At 42.7% G+C, this 19,801-nt stretch carries 19 protein-coding genes and 1 pseudogene; 18 read left to right on the forward strand and 2 right to left on the reverse strand.

Annotation, left to right across the window (positions count from 1 at the left end):
- Positions 1–117 precede the first annotated feature (117 nt).
- From MKX59_RS05495 to MKX59_RS05525, 7 genes are all read left to right on the forward strand, one after another.
- Positions 118–429, forward strand: coding sequence for a LiaF transmembrane domain-containing protein (locus MKX59_RS05495; RefSeq protein ID WP_013311898.1), 312 nt, complete (start codon positions 118–120; stop codon positions 427–429).
- 85 nt (positions 430–514) lie between these two features.
- On the forward strand, positions 515–1,186 hold the full coding sequence (locus tag MKX59_RS05500; RefSeq protein WP_023990240.1) for a PspA/IM30 family protein: 672 nt from the start codon (positions 515–517) through the stop codon (positions 1,184–1,186).
- Between the two features lie 7 nt (positions 1,187–1,193).
- The gene (locus tag MKX59_RS05505) at positions 1,194–1,682 is read left to right on the forward strand and encodes a PspC domain-containing protein (protein WP_023990239.1); all 489 of its coding nucleotides are present in this window, start codon (positions 1,194–1,196) and stop codon (positions 1,680–1,682) included.
- Positions 1,682–2,386, forward strand: a complete 705-nt coding sequence (locus MKX59_RS05510; RefSeq protein ID WP_023990238.1) for a PspA/IM30 family protein — start codon at positions 1,682–1,684, stop codon at positions 2,384–2,386. The genes MKX59_RS05505 and MKX59_RS05510 overlap by 1 nt, the downstream gene beginning before the upstream one ends.
- Before the next feature lie 149 nt (positions 2,387–2,535).
- Positions 2,536–3,183: a cell wall-active antibiotics response protein LiaF gene (gene liaF / locus MKX59_RS05515; RefSeq protein ID WP_076264883.1), complete on the forward strand. Its 648-nt coding sequence runs from the start codon at positions 2,536–2,538 to the stop codon at positions 3,181–3,183.
- 16 nt (positions 3,184–3,199) lie between these two features.
- The gene (locus MKX59_RS05520) at positions 3,200–4,279 is read left to right on the forward strand and encodes a sensor histidine kinase (protein WP_023990236.1); all 1,080 of its coding nucleotides are present in this window, start codon (positions 3,200–3,202) and stop codon (positions 4,277–4,279) included.
- Positions 4,257–4,907, forward strand: coding sequence for a response regulator (locus MKX59_RS05525; RefSeq protein WP_013372995.1), 651 nt, complete (start codon positions 4,257–4,259; stop codon positions 4,905–4,907). The genes MKX59_RS05520 and MKX59_RS05525 overlap by 23 nt, the downstream gene beginning before the upstream one ends.
- A gap of 75 nt (positions 4,908–4,982) precedes the next feature.
- On the opposite strand, the gene MKX59_RS05530 is transcribed toward MKX59_RS05525, so the two are convergent.
- On the reverse strand, positions 4,983–5,447 hold the full coding sequence (locus MKX59_RS05530; protein WP_340857754.1) for a hypothetical protein: 465 nt from the start codon (positions 5,445–5,447) through the stop codon (positions 4,983–4,985).
- Between the two features lie 245 nt (positions 5,448–5,692).
- On the opposite strand from MKX59_RS05530, the gene MKX59_RS05535 reads away from it, so the two are divergent.
- The 3 genes from MKX59_RS05535 (at position 5,693) to MKX59_RS05545 (ending at position 10,090) form a co-directional block, all read left to right on the forward strand.
- A complete protein-coding gene (locus MKX59_RS05535; RefSeq protein ID WP_076264884.1) occupies positions 5,693–6,457 on the forward strand; it encodes a YwmB family TATA-box binding protein in 765 nt (254 codons plus the stop codon).
- 187 nt (positions 6,458–6,644) lie between these two features.
- Positions 6,645–8,201 carry a glucose-6-phosphate dehydrogenase gene (gene zwf / locus MKX59_RS05540; protein ID WP_023990232.1) on the forward strand — a complete coding sequence of 519 codons (1,557 nt, stop codon included), beginning with the start codon at positions 6,645–6,647 and terminating at the stop codon, positions 8,199–8,201.
- 308 nt (positions 8,202–8,509) lie between these two features.
- Positions 8,510–10,090: a peptide chain release factor 3 gene (locus tag MKX59_RS05545; protein ID WP_013311888.1), complete on the forward strand. Its 1,581-nt coding sequence runs from the start codon at positions 8,510–8,512 to the stop codon at positions 10,088–10,090.
- 150 nt (positions 10,091–10,240) lie between these two features.
- Here the strand turns inward: MKX59_RS05545 and MKX59_RS05550 are convergent, their stop codons facing one another.
- Positions 10,241–10,474 carry a small acid-soluble spore protein SspI gene (locus tag MKX59_RS05550; protein WP_016819939.1) on the reverse strand — a complete coding sequence of 78 codons (234 nt, stop codon included), beginning with the start codon at positions 10,472–10,474 and terminating at the stop codon, positions 10,241–10,243.
- Between the two features lie 160 nt (positions 10,475–10,634).
- On the opposite strand from MKX59_RS05550, the pseudogene MKX59_RS05555 reads away from it, so the two are divergent.
- The 8 genes and pseudogenes from MKX59_RS05555 to MKX59_RS05590 all read left to right on the forward strand — a co-directional run.
- Positions 10,635–11,300, forward strand: a pseudogene (locus tag MKX59_RS05555) (potassium channel family protein); the annotation flags it as partial.
- A 75-nt stretch (positions 11,301–11,375) separates the two neighbouring features.
- Positions 11,376–12,167: a TrmH family RNA methyltransferase gene (locus MKX59_RS05560; protein ID WP_071558268.1), complete on the forward strand. Its 792-nt coding sequence runs from the start codon at positions 11,376–11,378 to the stop codon at positions 12,165–12,167.
- Positions 12,168–13,670: 1,503 nt separating this feature from the next.
- A complete protein-coding gene (locus MKX59_RS05565) occupies positions 13,671–13,973 on the forward strand; it encodes a PTS sugar transporter subunit IIB (protein ID WP_034095039.1) in 303 nt (100 codons plus the stop codon).
- 14 nt (positions 13,974–13,987) lie between these two features.
- Positions 13,988–15,241: a PTS transporter subunit IIC gene (locus tag MKX59_RS05570; protein ID WP_023988790.1), complete on the forward strand. Its 1,254-nt coding sequence runs from the start codon at positions 13,988–13,990 to the stop codon at positions 15,239–15,241.
- Positions 15,242–15,263: 22 nt separating this feature from the next.
- Complete coding sequence (rpe, locus tag MKX59_RS05575) at positions 15,264–15,929, forward strand: ribulose-phosphate 3-epimerase (protein WP_023988789.1); 666 nt, start codon at positions 15,264–15,266, stop codon at positions 15,927–15,929.
- The gene (locus MKX59_RS05580) at positions 15,926–16,978 is read left to right on the forward strand and encodes a galactitol-1-phosphate 5-dehydrogenase (protein ID WP_023988788.1); all 1,053 of its coding nucleotides are present in this window, start codon (positions 15,926–15,928) and stop codon (positions 16,976–16,978) included. Before rpe ends, MKX59_RS05580 begins: the two co-directional genes overlap by 4 nt.
- 10 nt (positions 16,979–16,988) lie before the next feature.
- Complete coding sequence (gene hxlB, locus MKX59_RS05585; protein ID WP_340857759.1) at positions 16,989–17,552, forward strand: 6-phospho-3-hexuloisomerase; 564 nt, start codon at positions 16,989–16,991, stop codon at positions 17,550–17,552.
- 161 nt (positions 17,553–17,713) lie between these two features.
- The gene (locus MKX59_RS05590) at positions 17,714–19,774 is read left to right on the forward strand and encodes a BglG family transcription antiterminator (RefSeq protein ID WP_340857761.1); all 2,061 of its coding nucleotides are present in this window, start codon (positions 17,714–17,716) and stop codon (positions 19,772–19,774) included.
- The last annotated feature ends 27 nt before the right edge of the window (positions 19,775–19,801 follow it).

Consider the following 19,801-nt stretch of genomic DNA (forward strand, 5'->3'; position numbering starts at 1 on the left):
ATATTCATCCCCGACTTAGGTCTAGGTTCAAAAACCGTCTGGGGTCCGTTTTGTCGAACGCTAAGTCAGCGTACAATAAGAACATAAGCAAGACACAGTGAAAGGCGGTGAGAGATGATGAGAGTTAACAAAGGGAATGGGTTAGCGATTGTACTGATCGTGTTGGGTTCGATTATGCTGCTCGGTAAGTTTACTCCGTTTTTCGGTCACTTTTTAGGACATCTGATTGGTTACTTAATTCCGATAGCTATGGTCATGCTAGGCTACTACGGTGTGAAAAAAGGAAATGCGCTCTTCGGCTGGATCGTACTTGTACTCGGGGTACTGATTTTGCTTGGCAAACTGTCCTGGCTTCTGGGACCGCTACTGGCAATCGGGTTGATCATATTTGGTGTTTCCCTGCTGAGTGACCGCAGAAGACGTTACTGATTTTAGCAGTTTGACGAATGAAAAAAGATTGTAGCAACGAAGTGATAAATTATGGAAATACGAATTGTGAAAGGAGCAGACGCAAATGAGTGTTTTTCGAAGAATGCGAGATATCACGGTAGCGACCTTCAATGAGCATTTGGAACAAAGCCAAGACCCGGTGCAACTAATTGACCAGTTCTTGTATAATACCCGCCAGGAAATTGCCGAAGCGGAAAAACTCCATCAACAGTATGCGATGCACACAAGACAGATGAAGCAGCAGTTGGATCATGCATTGTCCATGCAGACCAAACGGGAGGAACAGGCGCTACTGGCTTTGAAGGCTGATGAAGAACATATCGCGAAGCTGGCCCTTCAGGAGAAAATGCTATATGCAGAAAAAGAAGAGCAGTATAGAGAACTGTGGGAGCAGAGCCGTGAATCACTACGTGAGCTAGAACAACAGCTAGATACATTAAAGACAGAATATCAAACGGTACACAGTAAGCGTCAGTATTATGCGGCACGTGTACAGACGTTGAGACTCCAGCAGCAAATGAACGAACGGGCTGGTACATACGGTGGACGAAATGTTCCCCGAATGTTCAACCGCTTGGAAGACCGAGTAGCCGATATGGAAGCAGAAACGATGAGTCTGCGTGATTTACGTCGGGGTGAGGGCGACCATGTACAGGATGCCCAAGGCGGTGGATCGTTGCTTGAACAAGAGTGGGAGAGACTGAAAAGCAAGCTGAACAACAGCGGGAAGGAGTAAATTGATAATGACCCGAATTTACAGATCAAGCCGGGATAGAGTAATAACAGGTGTATGTGGCGGTCTTTCTGACGCAACAGGAATGGACTCAACATGGATTCGTATTCTGGTTGTGATCAGTTTCTTTATTACAGCAGGAACCACATTTATGATTTATGTGATTGCGGCACTGGTTATCTCCAAGGAGCCGAGATCTCCTTTCGATGGAGGATTTGGCCCTGACAGCGGACCCTATAATCAACAGGACCCGCGCTATTATGGCAGTAACAATACAAGATCGCAGTATGGGCAGGGAACTGGTTACAATCAGGGCGGCGCATACGGCAATTCGAACCCGTTTTTTGGTCAAGATGCCCGCAACTCATCCAAATTTAACACAGGTCAGAACAACGACTTGGATTCCATGATGGAAGATATTGAGAAAAAGGCAATGAAAAAAGAATTGGCAGAGTTACGCAAAAAAGTAGAGCAATTCGAGAAGGGAGATCGTAAATAATGGGGATCTTTAAAAGAATGAAGGATATGACAAGAGCATCGGTGAATGAAGTGTTGGATAAAGTGGAAGATCCGATTATTATGTTGAATCAATATCTGCGCGATATGGAGGCGGAAATTCACGAGGCTGAGGTAACGGTTGCCAAGCAAATGGCGAATGAACGACGTATGAAACAGCGTTTGGAGGAAGCGGTGCGTGTATCCAATGAGCGTGAGAAGCAAGCTGAATCCGCATTACGAAATGGCCAGGAAGAAGTAGCGCGCAAGCTGTTGGGAGAGAAGATTTATTTTGTGCAAAAGCAGGACGAATACCGCGACTTGCACACACAAGCTGAGCTTCAAGCAAAAGAATTGGTACAGCAGCTTCACGACATGAAAGATGAATTCTATAAAATGCGCAACAAGCGCAATGAGTTGGTATCCCGTGCTCAAATGGCGAAAGCCAAAAAGCAAATGTCTCAAATCAATAGTTTGCACACGATTGAAAGTGGGTCTGCTTCATTGGGCTTCCACCGTATGGAAGAAAAAATCATGCAAATGGAAGCTGAAGCTGACGTACTGCGTGCTCCTTACCGTCAAGCTCCAGGAGAAGCATATATTAATCCAGCTGAGGCTGAAAAACAGTTTAAAGTGGATGAGCAGCTTCAACAGCTTAAGTCCAAAATTCAGACAGGTGCTAAACCAGTCGATATGAAGAAGGACTGACTACTCGGAAACAAGACATTATGATATGCTGTATGGAATGGACATTGGTCGATGATCGTGCTCAATCTGTATGGTCCGTGAAAGCCATATGGCGGAATGTCGCGCCACTATGGCTTTTCCGTCCTGTATAAACATAAAGGGGGTGCAGCATGGAGAGAAGAAAATCAGCCTTGGCACTGGCAGGGATTGGCATCGGGATTATCATTTTATTCGGTCAGTGGATTGGGTTCCTCTCCGTGGTTGCACTGATCCTAATGTTGGCCGGAATATATAAGATCCGTAATTCCAAAATCAAAAAAGGTTACACGATGCTCGCGATTGGTGCTGGACTGTTAGTGCTGGATCATTTGTTCCTGTTTGTGGTAGTTACACTAGCATCATTAGCTGTATTCTATTCACGTTCAAGGAAGCTGCATAAAGGTCAAAGCTCCATATTCAAGCACAATTTTATATCCAATCATAAATGGGATGAAGTGCCTTGGAGTCTGCGCAGCACAAGCATATGGCATGTGGTTGGGGACGTGGATGCTGACCTGACGTTGGCTCTCCCAGAGGAACGTGAGTCCGTCATATTTCTACAAGGGATCTTCGGTGACATTGACATCACGTTACCGGATAATTACGGTGTAGAGGTGGAGATGCTCGTATTGTTCGGACAGATTCAGTTTGACCGGGATCATGAGGCGGGGATGCTCAATCGACTGGTTTGGAAGTCTCCCCATTTTGAGCAGAGTGAGTATAAAGTGAAGTTTGTCGTTTCGTACTTGGCGGGCGATGTCCGCGTCCGATTTTATTGAATCAGGAGGAACCGGGATGAATCATAAAAAAACGTCCAACATGGTAACCCGCAGTATGGGTGAAGGTATCCTCCTGTGTGTTGTTGTGGGCGTAGTTGTCTTTTATATGCTGTATACATATGGATATGTGAAGTCGTTCCCAACCTGGGGCATGATATTGAAAGTTGCAGGAGCCGTTATACTGGTGTTGATTGGTACAGGGGCAATGTACGGATTTTATGAGAGCTACCGCTTTAAAAGCAGATTGGAAATGTTGAGAGAGACGTTGCTGATGTGGGAAAAGGGAACCCCTGCACGTGAGTTGCCGCCCCTAGGGCATGATGAGCTTGGCAGGCTGGGAGAGCAGCTGGAACGGATCGGGCGTAAATGGCAGGAACAAGTTACGTCTTTACAACGCTTATCCACGGATAATGCTCAGTTGGCAGAACAGGCACGGATGACTGCGATTGTGGAGGAGCGGCAGCGGCTGGCCAGAGAGTTGCATGACGCCGTATCACAGCAATTATTTGCTATTTCAATGACGGCGACGGCTGTGGGGAGGACGCTGGATAAGGATTTTGATAAAGCGCAGCGTCAAGTTGCGCTAATTGAAGAAATGTCTTCCGTGGCACAATCCGAAATGCGGGCGTTACTACTTCATCTGCGGCCTGTCTATCTGGAAGGAAAACGGCTTGAGCAGGGTTTGCGTGATTTGGTACAGGAGTTGCAGGCAAAGGTACCGATGGAGATTGATTTTGAGATTGAAAGCGGAGTACAGTTGGTTAAAGGCATTGAGAACCACTTGTTTCGTATTGTTCAGGAAGCGATGTCTAATACATTGCGTCATGCCAAAGCAACCCGCATGGAAATTCGTATCGTGCAACGCCCGGATTCCATCAGGCTGACGATTCGGGATAACGGTATTGGTTTTGAACTGGATGAGAAAAAGCAGACTTCATATGGATTATCCACAATGCAGGAGCGGGTCAGTGAAATTGGGGGAGCTATTCAATATATAACGGCACCGGGAAAAGGAACACGGATCGAGGTTTCCGTGCCAGTTATTAATGATGAAAGCGGAAGGAACGATGATCATGGAAACGGAATTACCGATTAGCGTACTGCTGGTAGACGACCATGAAATGGTACGGATTGGTCTTGCGGCGGTGCTGGGGACGGAAGAAGGTATTGAAGTGGTCGGCGAGGCTGGAAGCGGAGAAGAAGGCATACGGTTGGCTTCCGAATACAAGCCAAATGTCATTTTGATGGATCTGGTCATGGATGGCATGGATGGCATCGAAACGACACGCCAAGTAACTCGTCTGCTTCCAGAGACAAAGGTGATTGTGCTGACAAGTTATTTGGACGATGAGAAAATGTATCCGGTCATTGAGGCAGGGGCATTCAGCTATTTGCTCAAAACGTCTCGTGCTTCCGAGATAGCGGATGCGATCCGTGCAGCTGCACGCGGACAGTCCGTACTAGAGTCACAGGTGGCCTCCAAGATGATGAATCGATTTCGCCAGCCACAGGCTGAGGCACCCGCGCATACGGAACTGACTGATCGTGAGATGGAGGTGCTTCGCCTGTTGGCACAAGGGAAGTCTAACCAAGATATCGCAGATGAGCTGATTATCGGGATTAAGACGGTAAAATTCCATGTCACGAACCTTCTCGCTAAATTAGGAGTGGAAGACCGTACACAGGCGGCGATCTATGCCTATAAGAACGGATTAGCAGAGTAGAATGTAGAATAAACGAATACAAAGAACCGGAGACGACAATAGTCCTCCGGTTTTTTGTATTCCATAACAAGGTGTTTAGATCAGGAGGAATAAAAAGGCGATTAAAGCCAGATCTAGTGCAAGCCCTGCCCCGTATCCATATCCGCCGTACCCACCGCGATAGCCTGGTCTGCCATTTCCATAACTACTATAACCATTTCCAGCAAATCCGCCTGCGTCATAAGGAAAGGATGGACTCAGAGGTTCGTTAGGTGGCTTAATTAAGGCATTTAGTTTGGCAGAGGTACGAGCTTTGTTTTTAGGATTCCTTTTTTTCTTTTTAGAGGAATTCTTTTTTGGGGATTGTTTTCCTTTGTTACTGTAGCTCCCGGCGTAGAGACTGTCAGGAAAGGAGGATGGATATCCGTTCAACATCAGCTTGCCTTTGCTACACCCACTTAAGATGCCGATGTGTCGTGTACCATCACGCATAACGGCACAGACCAGACGTCCACCATGAGGTGCCACATTGGCTTCATTTACAGGATAAATCGGAAACATGATTTCACCTCTTTTGGTGTAAGATGCATTGTGATCATAGTCTATTCTTACGGTGCCTACGATGTATGGTCGAACACCCAGTAGGCAGATGAATATTTTAGAAGGGCTTTGCCGTAGCTGTGTGTATAAAACCTTTGACAAAGGGAATGCTATTGATAGATTGATAGATTTCAAACCAGCCGAAAAAGAAAGTAACCAGAGCGTAGGTGTGGGAATCGGATGGTTGTGGAGCGGGGGGAACGATAATGTTAAAAGCAGAGCTGATTAAAAAAGGGATTATTGCAATTTTGGTATTAGGAACGGTGCTGGTACTGGCTGGCTGGCGCTACGGAACCCTTCAGACAAACCGATATGATTCCCGCGAAGCAGAAACGGCTTTACGTTCATTGTTAATCATCTCGGACCAGGCCCCGGGTACGTTGGATAAGCTGGTTGTGAAGTGGCAAGGCGATTGGATTTCTAACCATGAAAAGCCGGCAGATGTGGCGGCACAGATAGCCGATCAGCTGAATATACCCACAGTAAACAAACTCGTAGAAAATGGACACACGGTTTATCGTTCTGTTCGTCATAGTGAGGATCTAAGAATCCGCTTAAATGTGATGGAACGTCAAACTGGACAATGGTATGTAGTTGTTCAACTGGAGAGTAATAATGCAGGACGTGAGCGGTTGATTCAGCTTCATAAGCTTTGTGCTGAGCAATTAAAATCTATGGGGATTCAAGCGCAGTGGAACACAGCCCTTCAGCGTTCGCTGCATACAAAGGAATCCAAAGATCAACTGTTGAAACTGACAGAGGCGAGCTTAGCAGAGAACATCTCCATGCAGGCCAAAGAAAGATATACGGATGCGACTACTGTGGCTATATCCTATGAAGCTCCAGAGCTGCCGTTAATGATTCAAAGCGGTGAGCATCAGGTCCAGATGCAGATGGCTGTACATGAAGATAGGGAGCAGCAGAATACACGTATAACGCTCGGTTTCCCGCTCATCACGATTGAATACTGACTTATAAGGTAAATTTATGATTCATCGGATAGCTTATCCATGTAGGATATGATAAAATATCATCAAATCTTTAGTTCCATGTTTTTCGAAAATCAAGTATGATCTTGTATAAATATACACAATACTACATGCGGATTTCGGGGATTGTGGATTGCGGAATCTTGACATGGGAAGAATGAGGTACTTCATGGCTGACATACCTGCTAAAGAATCTGTTGTGACGCAAGGCGCAGTTCTGTTTATTTTTGGCGCTACGGGCGATTTGGCTCGTCGCAAGCTTTTTCCTGCTATTTACAGCTTGTACCGCGAAGGCAAGCTTGCTGAAGATTTTGCCGTTATTGGTGTAGCAAGGCGTCCGCGCACAGAGGAAGAATTCCGTAATGACCTGTATGCTTCCATACAGGAGTTTAGTCGCTACAAAGCAGAAAATGATCAAGAATGGCAGGCATTTGCCGAGCATTTTGAATATAAATCGCTGGATATAAACAATGTCGAAGGGTTCCATGAGCTGAGACAGCAGACGGAGTCTATAGAAAGCAAGTTTAACATACCGGGAAATCGGTTGTTTTATTTGGCCTTGGCTCCTGAATTATTCGGAAGCGTGTCGAAGAGCTTGAAAGATGGCGGCATGATGGATGGAAAAGGCTGGAATCGCCTAGTAATTGAGAAGCCATTCGGTTATAACCTCGAATCTGCACAAGAATTGAACGTTGAAATACGAGAAGTATTTGCCGAAGAAGAAATTTATCGGATTGATCACTATCTTGGTAAGGAAATGGTACAAAATATTGAGGTGATCCGCTTCGCGAACGCCTTCTTTGAACCACTGTGGAATAATAAGCATATTGCCAATGTGCAAATTACGCTTAGTGAAACGGTAGGGGTGGAGGAACGCGGAGGTTACTACGATCATTCCGGCGCCTTGCGGGATATGGGACAGAACCATATGTTGCAAATGCTAACGATGATTGCGATGGAACCACCTAGTCGTTTGTTGCCTGAGGATATCCGTGATGAAAAGGTAAAAGTGCTGCGTTCGCTGCGCCCTTTTGAAACGTCTGAGGATGTGAAAACCAATGTGGTACGTGGCCAATACACCGAAGGCAGTTATCGCGGCCAGCAGTTGCCGGGGTATCGCCAAGAAGACAAGGTAGATCCACAGTCGAACACAGAGACTTATTTTGCTTCACGCGTGTTTGTTGATAACTTCCGTTGGGCTGGCGTACCGTTCTATATTCGTACGGGCAAACGTCTCCCAGTAAAAACAACGGAGATTGTTGTGGAATTTAAGAGCATGCCAACGAACGTGTATCTCGGTCAAAAGCATAAGCTAGAACCGAACTTGCTCGTGATTCGGGTCAATCCAATGGAGGGCATTTACATTAAAATTAATGCCAAGAAACCTGGTTCCGAATCAGATATTGAACCGCTGGCTATGGATTTTTGCCAAAGCTGTATGGTGGGTATCAACTCACCGGAGGCTTATGAACGATTGCTGATGGATGCGATTGAGGGTGATTCGACGTACTTCACGCGTTGGGATGAGGTTGCCACGGCATGGGGATTCGTCGATCGAATCGCCAAGGCATGGCAGCAGACCCCAGATACGCTGGAAACCTATGCTGCAGGCTCATGGGGACCGGAAGGTGCTCACAAGCTATTGGAGCAGGATGGCTTCAAGTGGTGGCCGGTTAGCGGTCAGGATGAAGATAATGTCATCTGGCGAGTAGGCGGCGTTCAGTAATCCCGATTTGTCCTGCATCCCCCTATGTCCTGTTCAGGACGTAAGGGGATGCTTTGCGTTCGGAGTGTGCTATAATAGCTTAGTCTCAGGTTTTCGGTTTGCAACTGATTATAAGTTAAAGGCAGGCTAAAACATGTAAATTGATCGTATTTATAATGAATATGGTAACGGAGTGCGCCGAATACTGGAGCTAATGGAAATATAGCCCATAGAGCCGATGAACTTATGAAAACAGGCGTGCGTCATGGCCTTTTTATGAATAGCTTGAGCAGTAATGCAATGGATTTGATCATGAAGGGATATGTGAAATGAGTAAAACAACAGATATACTTCAACAGGAAGTCGACAAACGGCGTACGTTTGCGATTATTTCTCACCCGGATGCGGGTAAAACGACACTGACGGAAAAGCTGCTGCTGTTCGGGGGCGCGATTCGTCTTGCTGGTTCAGTTAAAGCGCGTAAAGCAAGCAAACACGCCACGAGTGATTGGATGGAGATTGAAAAACAGCGGGGGATCTCTGTAACATCCTCAGTAATGCAATTTGATTATAATGGTCACCGCATCAATATTCTGGACACCCCAGGTCACCAGGATTTCAGTGAAGACACGTATCGTACATTAACAGCAGCAGATAGTGCAGTCATGCTGATTGACGTAGCGAAAGGTGTGGAAGCGCAAACGATTAAGCTGTTTCAAGTTTGTGCGAAGCGTGGAATTCCGATTTTCACCTTCATTAACAAACTGGATCGTGAGGGACGCAGTCCTTTTGATTTGATGGAGGAGCTGGAGCAGGTGCTTGGCATCCGTTCGGTGCCTATGAATTGGCCGATTGGTACAGGACGCGAGTTGTGTGGTGTCTATGACCGTGTCAAAAATCAGGTCGAGCTGTTTCAGGGAGATGACCATTCCACGATCAAAGTACAAAAAGTGGAAGATTACAATGATCCAATCATTCGTGAGATGGCGGGCGAATATTTGCATGACCAATTATGCCAAGACTTGGAGTTGCTTGACGTCGCGGGTGACCCTTTTGACATGGAAAAAGTACAGCGTGGAGAATTAACACCTGTATTCTTCGGCAGTGCGATTAATAATTTTGGTGTACAAACATTTTTGGAAAACTTCCTTCAGCTTGCTCCTAAACCGGAGCCGCGCCGTAGTACAGCTGGGGAAATTGAGCCAACAAACGAAAAGTTTACCGGCTATGTATTTAAAATTCAAGCGAACATGAACCCGGCTCACCGTGACCGTATTGCATTTTTGCGTATTGTCTCCGGTAAGTTTCAACGCGGGATGAGTGTTAAGCATGTACGGATGGGCAAGGAGATTAAGCTGTCTCAGCCACAGCAGTTCCTGGCACAGGACCGTGATATTGTCGAGGAGGCTTTTCCTGGCGATATTATAGGATTGTTTGACCCGGGTATTTTCCGTATTGGTGATTCACTCAGCCAAGGTAGCGAGGTTGTGTTTGATGAATTGCCGACCTTTTCGCCTGAGATTTTTGCCAAGGTAACGGTGAAAAATGCCTTGAAGCACAAACAGTATCTGAAGGGTATTGACCAGTTGACCGAGGAAGGTATGATTCAGGTGTTCCGTACGGTAAGCTTTGACGATACGCTATTGGGTGTTGTCGGGCAACTGCAATTTGAAGTATTTGAGTACCGCATGAAGGGTGAATATGGCGTTGATGTACAGCTTCAGCGTATGCCATTCCAATTTGCACGTTGGATTGTGGATGATCAGATTGATCCGAGCAAGTTCCGTATTAACTCTACGCTGGTAAAGGATAAGAAGGGCAATTATGTTGCCTTGTTCGAAAATGAGTATGCCATGCGTACGGCTATGGAGAAAAACCCGACAGCTAAGTTTTTGGAAATGGCTCCATAAGATTGAGTATGCAGAACCGTTAGATCTAGTCATTTAGTGTATACAACGAATAGTCCACTCGATGTTAATGCGAGTGGACTATTCTCATTTTCGAATACGGGTAAAATAATGAGCACAATTAAATCGGAACAAAAAGTTAAATAGCTAGAGCTAGGTTAAAGGTACGGGTTTGATTTTATCGATTTGTTCATGTGCCAAATGGACGAAATCGTGCTGCTGGTTTGGACTCATATGCTTCCAAGCAATTTCAAGAATGACACCCAATCCAGGCAAAGCGGCCTCCGGTCCGTCCACTGACCCAATAATCATGTCCGTAAGATCAGCTTCTGATTTGCCGTGTACTTTGTGAACAATTGCTTGTCGTAAATCCATTGTAATGGGCATGTGTACCTCCCGTATGTTGTAGTAGTGGTCGAATGTATTATGGCTTGGGCTGTTGTCCAGTATACATGGAGAAGCATTTGGCATAAGTATGTCAAAATTTATGTTTGCAACATGATATGCTATACTATGACGGACAGTATGGTGATCGGGAGGTAAAGAAGGAATGGCAAAAAAACAGTATGCGGTCATTGGCATGGGCCGTTTTGGTTCCAGTGTTGCCAGTGCGCTGAGTGAGATGGGTTTTGATGTGCTGGCTATTGACTCGGACGAGCAGCGTACACAGGAAATGTCGAATATTGTGACGCATGCGGTATCTGCTGACTCGACGGATGAGGAAGCGCTACGAGCGCTGGGTATCCGTAATTTTGACGTAATTGTAGTTGCGATTGGCGAAGATATACAGGCCAGTATTCTGACGACATTGATTCTCAAGGACATGGGCGTACCAGCCCTTGTGGTCAAGGCACAAAATGAATTGCACGGGAAAGTGCTGCAAAAAATAGGTGCGGATAAAGTCGTTTATCCTGAACGGGATATGGGGTTACGGGTAGCCCATCATTTGACATCTCCCAACATTTTGGATTATATCGAGCTGTCCAAGGACTACAGTATTTTGGAGATGAGAGCCGCCGATTCCATGATTGGCAAAAACCTGAAGGAGCTAGACATACGTGCACGCTTCGGCTGCAATGTGATGGCGATTCGCAGAAATCAGGAAATGAACATTTCACCTTATGCCGAAGATCGTCTGGAGCCGGGTGATGTACTTGTCATTGTGGGCCACAAGGATGATCTGACCAAGCTGGAGCTGGCATTCGCAGCCTAATGAAGGCTGATGTTCAAGTACAAGTGATGCATCATTTATTCTAAGAAACGGACAAAGAAACGGAAGGTTAAACGAATGGAAATCATTTCACCGAATAATGCGCGTGTAAAAGAGTGGGCGCAACTGCTGGAGAAAAAGCATCGCACACGGCAGCATAAATATATTGTCGAGGGTATTCATCTGGTGCAGGAAGCGCTGCGTTCGGACGCGGCTGTCGAAACCGTCGCCTATGATTTGGACAAGGGCATTCCCGCCGAGCTGAATGGCCTGGATCCAGCCGACCAGCCGGTGGAATGGGTTCCCGTGTCAGCGGCGGTCATTGCAAAATGCACCGATACGAAGACGCCGCAGTCGGTCTTTGCCATCGTGCGTAAGGAGGAGCGCAGCGCATTCCCGGCATTGCTGGAGCAGCCGGATGCACTGGTGATGGTGCTGGACGGGGTGCAGGACCCCGGCAATGTAGGCACCATCATCCGCAGCGCGGACGCTGCTGGAGCCGCAGGCGTAATATTGGGTCATGGCTGCGCCGACCTGTACAATCCCAAAACGATCCGCTCCACGATGGGATCGTTGTTTCACCTGCCGGTGATTGAAGGCAGTCTGGAGGAGCTTTTACCGCAGGCCAAAAGTAAAGGTGCCCGCTTGCTCAGCACCTCACTGGATGCGAGCTTGTCATGCTATACCATAGATTTGCGTGTTTCCACTTGGCTTGTGATCGGAAACGAAGGCCAAGGTATTTCTGCTGCTACCGCGCGCATGGTGGATGAGTCGGTATTCATTCCGATGCAGGGGCAAGCGGAATCACTGAACGCAGCGATGGCTTCTACGGTGCTATTATTTGAGGCGATGAGACAACGAAACTTTTAAACTAAAATAATTCCTGTGTGGGTTATAACATCAATTGAGACTAATTATATTATTAAATGAGACTGATTATAGCATCTAAATGAGACAGCGAATATCCCCGAAAACCCAGTGAAATCGGGAATAAAGGCAAAGTAAATACAAAATTATCTGTTAATGATTCATCTAAGTTTTCTTATTTTATAGTGAAAAAGGACAGCCTGTTTTTTATAACAAGAAGTAAGATAAACATATCTAAAGGGAAAATTACCTTTGCTCGGCTACAATTTGTTATATACATTTACTACAGGAAAATTTAATATCTAACTAAAACAGTCCCGATGAAAAGCTCTCTATTTTGGGGCTTTTTTACGTTATGTATAGCAGGTGAAATGGCTACCAGTTTCCAGAAAAATGTTGCAGTCATTCAAATCTCATCCTGCTATGTGGTTTATAACATCAAATGAGACAAGTTATAGCACTAAATGAGACTGTTTATAAGATCGGAATGAGACAGACATTTCCTTAAGAATCCAGTAACGGCGGGGATTTTGCTTAAGTATTCAAATGAGTTATCCTCAAAGGTGATTTATCTTGATGAATTTTCGTATGAAAAAGGACAGTCCATTTTTATAACAACAAGAGATGTATTGCTTGTAGCAAGTCGTTTGAAGGTTGTCACATATGTAAAATATATTTTTGTCACTATTATAAATCCCGGTCGTCAAAAACTTTGATGAATCAGGATTTCTTTTTGGAGAGTTATAGAAAATCATTGAAAAAAAGTGAAGCTATCTTGATCCTGTTCTCTGAATGAATGCATGAGCTCATAAATTTCTCTATAAACGTTTAAATTTAAATTTCATAATTAATCTCCCTTTTGATCATTTATTGGAACGTGTCATTTCGAGAACATTTTAACAATCTGCGAAAATGATCGTCAATCGAATTGATTTAATTTGACATAGGCTTAACAAAATTAATAAACTTCTTGGTTTCGAGGGGGGATTGGAGAAATGTAGCTGTAGTTCAGCTAAACCTGGAGCTGTCATATATACGAGTGAGACAAAATGGGATCAACCTGGGCAATACCAAATCTGCGCTGCTAAGTGTCATTTCCTCCGTTGTGGCAGATGTGGGTTCCTCTCCATAGGACGTCATGTACCAGGATTCATCATCTCTCACGTCTACATGTTGCAGCTCAGCCTCGTCTACCGTTGTACCCAACCCGGAACTCGTTGATACGATTGAATTCATTGGAATAGATGGATTTTAACCTGAAAAATATCGAGGGAAAATCATTTTTTTCATCACTATATTGTACAACCTGTTGTCTATAAAGTGGGATGTAAACGAATACAACAATTGAATTCATCATGTTATTATGAATCCACAGCAAGAAAGAAGTTAATCCTGCTGAGTAAAAGGAAATATAAAACAATTTGCAAGGAGGATTTTTTCAACCCTTTGGGATTGGAAATGGATTTAAAACTAGCTTCGAAAACTAACATACCAGGAGGAATTAACATGTCAAATTCAAAAATTAAAATCGCCGTAGCTTGTGGAAGCGGAGTAGCAACTTCTACTATCGCAGCAGATGGAGTGAAAGAGGTATTAAAAGAAGCAGGAATTGAACATTACGATATCATTAAAACGAGTATGACGGAATTACCGAATATTATTGACAACGTCGATATTGTTCTGACAACTAATAATTTTAAAACCGATGAAAAGCCATATATGAACATCATGGGATTTGTAACAGGGCTTAATGAAGAAAAATTGAAAAATCAATTGGCTGAAAAACTGCTGGATTTAAAAAATAGTTAAGGTGGTAGATCATAATGGATACTGTGCATAATATTATTAAATCTATTACTGATATGGGAGCAACAGCTATTTTACCAATAATAATCACCGTATTAGGTCTAGTTTTTCGAATGAAAATTGGAAACGCTATCAAATCAGGCCTTTTAGTTGGGGTAGGCTTCTTAGGTTTAACATTAGTTGTTGGCTTGCTCAATTCCTCCCTAAAACCGGCAGTTGATTATTATGCAAAAATCGGTTCTGGATTTACAATTGCAGATATTGGATGGCCAGCTGTAGGGGCGGCATCTTGGGTGCCTCCTTTTGCAGCATTAGCAATTCCTCTTGGTTTAATTATTAATCTAGTATTAGTTCGACTTAGATGGACAAAAACGTTAAATGTGGATATATGGAATTACATGCATTTTCTAATTCCAGGAGCTTTGGCTTACTTTCTTTTTGACAGTTTCTGGTTAGGGTTGGTAGTAACATTGGTGATGTCTGTTATTGCTCTATTCGTTGGTGATTTAATTGCTTCAAAATGGCAAGAATACTTTGGTTTAGAAGGTACAACCTGCACAACTATTATTTATTCAGCTTGGGGTTATCCGATTGCCTGGCTGGTAAATAGAATCATTGATTTCATTCCTGGTTTAAATAAATTGGAGTTTTCTCTGAGTAAAATTAATAAAAAAATAGGCGTTCTCGGGGACCCAGTTATTATTGGATTTATTGTTGGATTAGTTTTAGGGGCAATTACTAAAAGACCTGTTACAGAGATAGTGACTATGGCCACAGGGATAGCTGGAGTTATGGTATTAATGCCTAAAGTTGTTGGAGTGATGATGGACGGGCTATCTCCAATTGGGAAATCGGCAAAAGACTTTATGATTAAACGCATGGGGAATAACTCCAATCTAAATGTGGGGATGGATATTGCGCTAGGCTTAGGCGATCCGACTACTATTACAACTACAGTCGTTTCTATTCCAATTGTTATGTTATTGGCACTCATTTTACCTGGAGTTCAGTTCTTTCCAATAGGACTGTTAATGTCTGTTACCTATATTTCTGTAATGTGTACGTTAACAAGTAAAGGAAATCTATTCCGTTCTATTGTGTCGACAGTAGTATTTTGTATTATCACATTTTATTTGGCAGGATTTGTTGCACCAGGTGCAACACAGATGCTTAACAGCGCAGGTGTCGAGTTAAAAGGTTTAGGGACAGATGTTACTTTTTCTGAGATATGGAACTTATTAATTTATTGGGTAAGCACTTTAGTTAAATAAAGACTAGAGAAGAGGAAAAATAATGAATCTGATTTTACCTTCAATATTTGCAGCAGATTTAATGAACTTAAAAAGTGAATGCGATGTTTTATATGAAGAAGGATTTCAAGTACTTCATGTAGATATGATGGACGGAAACTTCGTCCCTCATATCGCATTTGGACCAGAACAAATTAAAAATATAAAAAAACAAGTGAATATGAAATTAGATGTTCACATGATGGTATCAGCCCCAGAGCAGCATATAGCGAGTGTGTTGGACACTGGAGCAGAAATGATATCAGTTCACTATGAATCAACTCCTCATATTCGTTTTGTCATTGATCAGATTAAGCAACATGGAAGGAAAGCAGGGATCGTCATTAATCCTGGGACGGACACCTTTATATTGAAACCTTTTCTAAACATCATTGACTATGTTCTAGTTATGTCGATCAATCCAGGAAGACCTAATCAAGTTTTTATGGAAGAAACGATTGATAGAATAAGAGAACTGAAAGTAATGATAGGTCAACGAGATATTCAGATCGAAGTTGATGGTGGAGTCGATGAGAGTATAGCTAGTCAATGTATCGAAGCTGGAGCATCTTTGGTTGTCATCGGATCATATTTATTTTCGAATAACAAAGCACATGTGAAGAATTTGAAAAGTCTAGAACATGGAGAGAGAAAGGATGAGAGAAAATGAAATCATTAAAACTGTATGGTGCCAGAGACATACGTTTTGGAGGAGCGGAAAAACCTCAAATACTGGATGGAAAAGATGTCATTGTAAAAATAAAAGCATGTGGCATTTGTGGATCTGATATCTCTCGATATAAAAAATTGGGTGCAGTCACACCTGGTCAGGTATGGGGACATGAATTTGCAGGTGTTGTAGAACAAGTTGGCGATCAAGTAACAGATCTAAAAGTTGGAGACCATGTTGCTGGATGTCCAGCACTAATTGAAGAAGATGATTATTATTATCGAGCAGGTCAACCAGCTAGAGCGAATTCATTGCATGCAATAGGTGCTAAGGAACCTGGTGGATTCGCCGAATACATTAAACTCCCAGAGAAGAATTTAGTTAAAGTACCTGATGATTTGGATTTCGAATCAGCTTCTATGGTAGAACCTTCTACTGTAGTTTTACATGGGTATTATCGAACCAATCTATCGGTGGGCGACGATGTGGTCATTGTTGGAGCAGGGGGAACCATTGGGTTGTTTGCTGTTCAATGGGCAAAAATATTTGGCGCGAAAAAAGTAATTGCGGTTGATATTGATGATGAAAAACTTCAAATTGCGAAGGAATTAGGCGCCGATTATACGATAAATTCTCTGAATGAAGATGTTCTGACAAAGGTCGCTGAATATACGGATGGCATGAATGCAGATATTGTAGTTGAAGCAGCTGGAACGCCCCATACAGCAGCAACTGTGTTTGGTTACGCCAAAAAAGGCGGCGGAGTTGTGTTCCTAGGTATCCCTTATGCAGACGTTGCGATGGAAAGATTTTATTTTGAAAAAATCCTAAGAAGTGAGTTAACCGTGTGGGGATCATGGAGTTGTGTATCCGCACCATTCCCAGGTAAGGAATGGGCAACGACTGTTCACTTTATGCACAATAACAGATTAAATACTAAAAAAATGATTACACATCGTATACCGCTTGAAGAAGGTTCAGAAATGTTTGAACGATTAATGGAAAGAAAAGAACTTATCGGCAAGGTAATCATGTATCCAGAAAGCTGAAGGTGAACTTATGGACAAATTAATTAAACAAATGGAAGTCATTATGAAAGAATTAGAAAGAAGTATTTCCTTAATGAATGTTGGTGAAAGTGAACAAATTCTACAAGTCTTGTATAATACAAAGCGGATTTTCCTTGCTGGTTCAGGGAGATCAGGTTTAGCGATCCGTGCTTTCGCTAATCGACTGTTGCACTTAGATAAAACGGTTTATATTGTTGGTGATATTACTACTCCAAGCATTCAAGCAGAGGATATTTTATTTATTGGTTCTGGTTCAGGAGAAACCGCTGGTCTAATAGTAAATGCAAAAAAAGCAAAGCAATCAGGAGCAAAGGTAATTCTTAATACAACGAATTCGCAGTCGACTTTGGGGAAACTAGCTGATTACATGCTTTTAATTAATGTTGACAATAAAGAAACGGATACTGATTTAATGGAATCTTCTATTCAACCAATGGGATCGGCATTTGAGCAATTAAGTCTTCTCTTGTATGATGCGATTGTTTTGGAATGGGTAGCTAATTTTAATGAAACCTATGATGACATGAAATTAAGACATGCTAATTTGGAATAAACGTTTGATTTGAGGCAGAACAAAATTTCGATTCTTCACAGAGCGCCTCCAAGACCAAAGATTAAATTGAGTAATTTGAATACGACCTAAACTTGAAGCCTCTTATATAATCCTCTGGAGTTGTCAATATTATTATTAACAAGGAAGGAGGAGAGAGAGCCATGCAGCTTGATGATAGAAGCAGCAGCTTGCTGCAAGAATTGTTATCAAATCCAAGTGTGAAGAGTAAGAACTTGGAACATAAGTATGGTTTAAGCCGCAGGCAAATCAGTTACAGCCTTGAAAAAATCAATGACTGGTTAGAGGGCCAACGCCTACCAAAAATTGAACGGAATAAACAGGGTGTTTTTATTGTTGATGCTACTCTCTTCTCTGCTGTGCCTAATGAAGTAAACAAGCCTTCGACAAAAAAATATATTTTTTCTGAAGCAGAGCGAGTAGAACTTATTATTCTGATCCTACTGAGTCGTAGTGAAGAATTATCTTTATTTCATTTTACCAGTTCCATTTACGTAAGCAAGAATACCATACTAAATGATCTAAAAGCAGCACAAGAATTAGTCGAACCTTATGATCTTAGTATCCGTTATTCCCGGTTATCTGGTTACTCAATTGAGGGTGTTGAATTTCAAAAAAGAAAGTTATTGATTGATGTCGTTAACAAAATTCATCACATGTACAATGGGGAAAAATGGGTTCAACAGTTAGCAGAGATCACTGAAAAAGAAGTGCAACAGATTCATGAACGTCTTGAAAAGATTGAAAGCCATCTGAGCTTGAAATTTACAGATGATAAGATGAAGACTTTGCCGCATATCCTACTGATCTTGCTGCGAAGAATCAAACTTGGGAAAACAATAAATTCCTTTCATATTAGCTATGAAGAATTATCGGATACCAAGGAGTACCAAGCGGTTCAAGAACTACTATCGGATTTGGTGCATATCCCGACCGAGGAAAGATTATTCATAACGCTGCAAATTCTTACGACGAATGTTTCCTCATCTGAGCTCCTTGGGGAAGACATTGTATCAGATTTAAATCAGGCATTGAAAAAGATGCTGGAGCGATTCGAGAAAATGTCCTGCATCCTCTTACAAGACAAAAAGCAGTTGTTGCATATGATCATGCTGCATATAAAACCTGCATATTATCGCATTAAATACAAACTTACTATTACTAATCCACTACAAGAAACAATTAATAGTGAATTCATAGAACTGCACCACCTTGTAAAAAAGTCAGCAAAACCTTTAGCTGATTACATTGGCTGTGATATTCCAGATAGTGAATGCACTTATTTAACGATGCTGATAGGCGGTTGGTTAACAAAGCAAGGAGACAGCATTCTGAGTAAAACAAAAGCAGTAGTGGTTTGTGCTAACGGAGTATCCGTTTCTAAGCTTTTACTAATTACTTTGAATGATTTATTTCCTGAATTCATTTTTTTGGATTCCTTATCTGTGAGAGAATTCAAGATGTATGATTTGGAATATGACATTGTTTTTTCTTCCGTATATCTGCAAACGAACAAACGACTATTTATAGTCAAGCCAATATTACAAAAGGAAGAAAAGATCTCTCTACGAAAACAAGTGATGGAATTATTGCATGGATTCACTCCATCTGAATTAAGTTTGAAAAATATTCTGGAGATCGTTGAGAAATATGCAACCGTTCAGAACAGGCAACTTCTTGCAAAGGAATTACAACACTACTTTACAAGCCATCACTCGTTGTCTTTCAAATCACAACCCGAATTACAAAAGACAAATTTGCATGACCTGATAACGCCGGAGAATATTACATTGCTTCCTTCAGTATCATCTTGGGAAGAGGCTATACGATTAGGGGCGCTACCGCTGCTGCTTCAAGGGAGTATCCAACCTTCTTATGTAGAAGCTATGATCCAACATTACGATGTGGAAGATCCGTATATCATTATTAGCCCAAATGTGGCAATTCCTCATGATAGTCCCGAAAGTGGGGTAAACGAAGTAGCTATGAGCTTGCTCCGTTTAGAGCAAGGCGTTGAATTTGCAAGAAATAGGCCGATAAACATCGTTATTATCATAGCCGCTGTCGATAAACAACAGCACTTAAGGGCATTGGTTCAGTTAATGAAACTTGTTGAAAGTAAAGATGATTGTGAAGCTATCATTCAAGCCCAAAGTGCAATGGATATCCATAGTATCATCAAAAAATATGGTACGGATTATTAAAAAGATATCTATGTTTTCCGATTTTTA

This window comes from Paenibacillus sp. FSL R7-0340 (genome assembly GCF_038002205.1).
Classification (GTDB): Bacteria; Bacillota; Bacilli; order Paenibacillales; family Paenibacillaceae; genus Paenibacillus; species Paenibacillus polymyxa_B.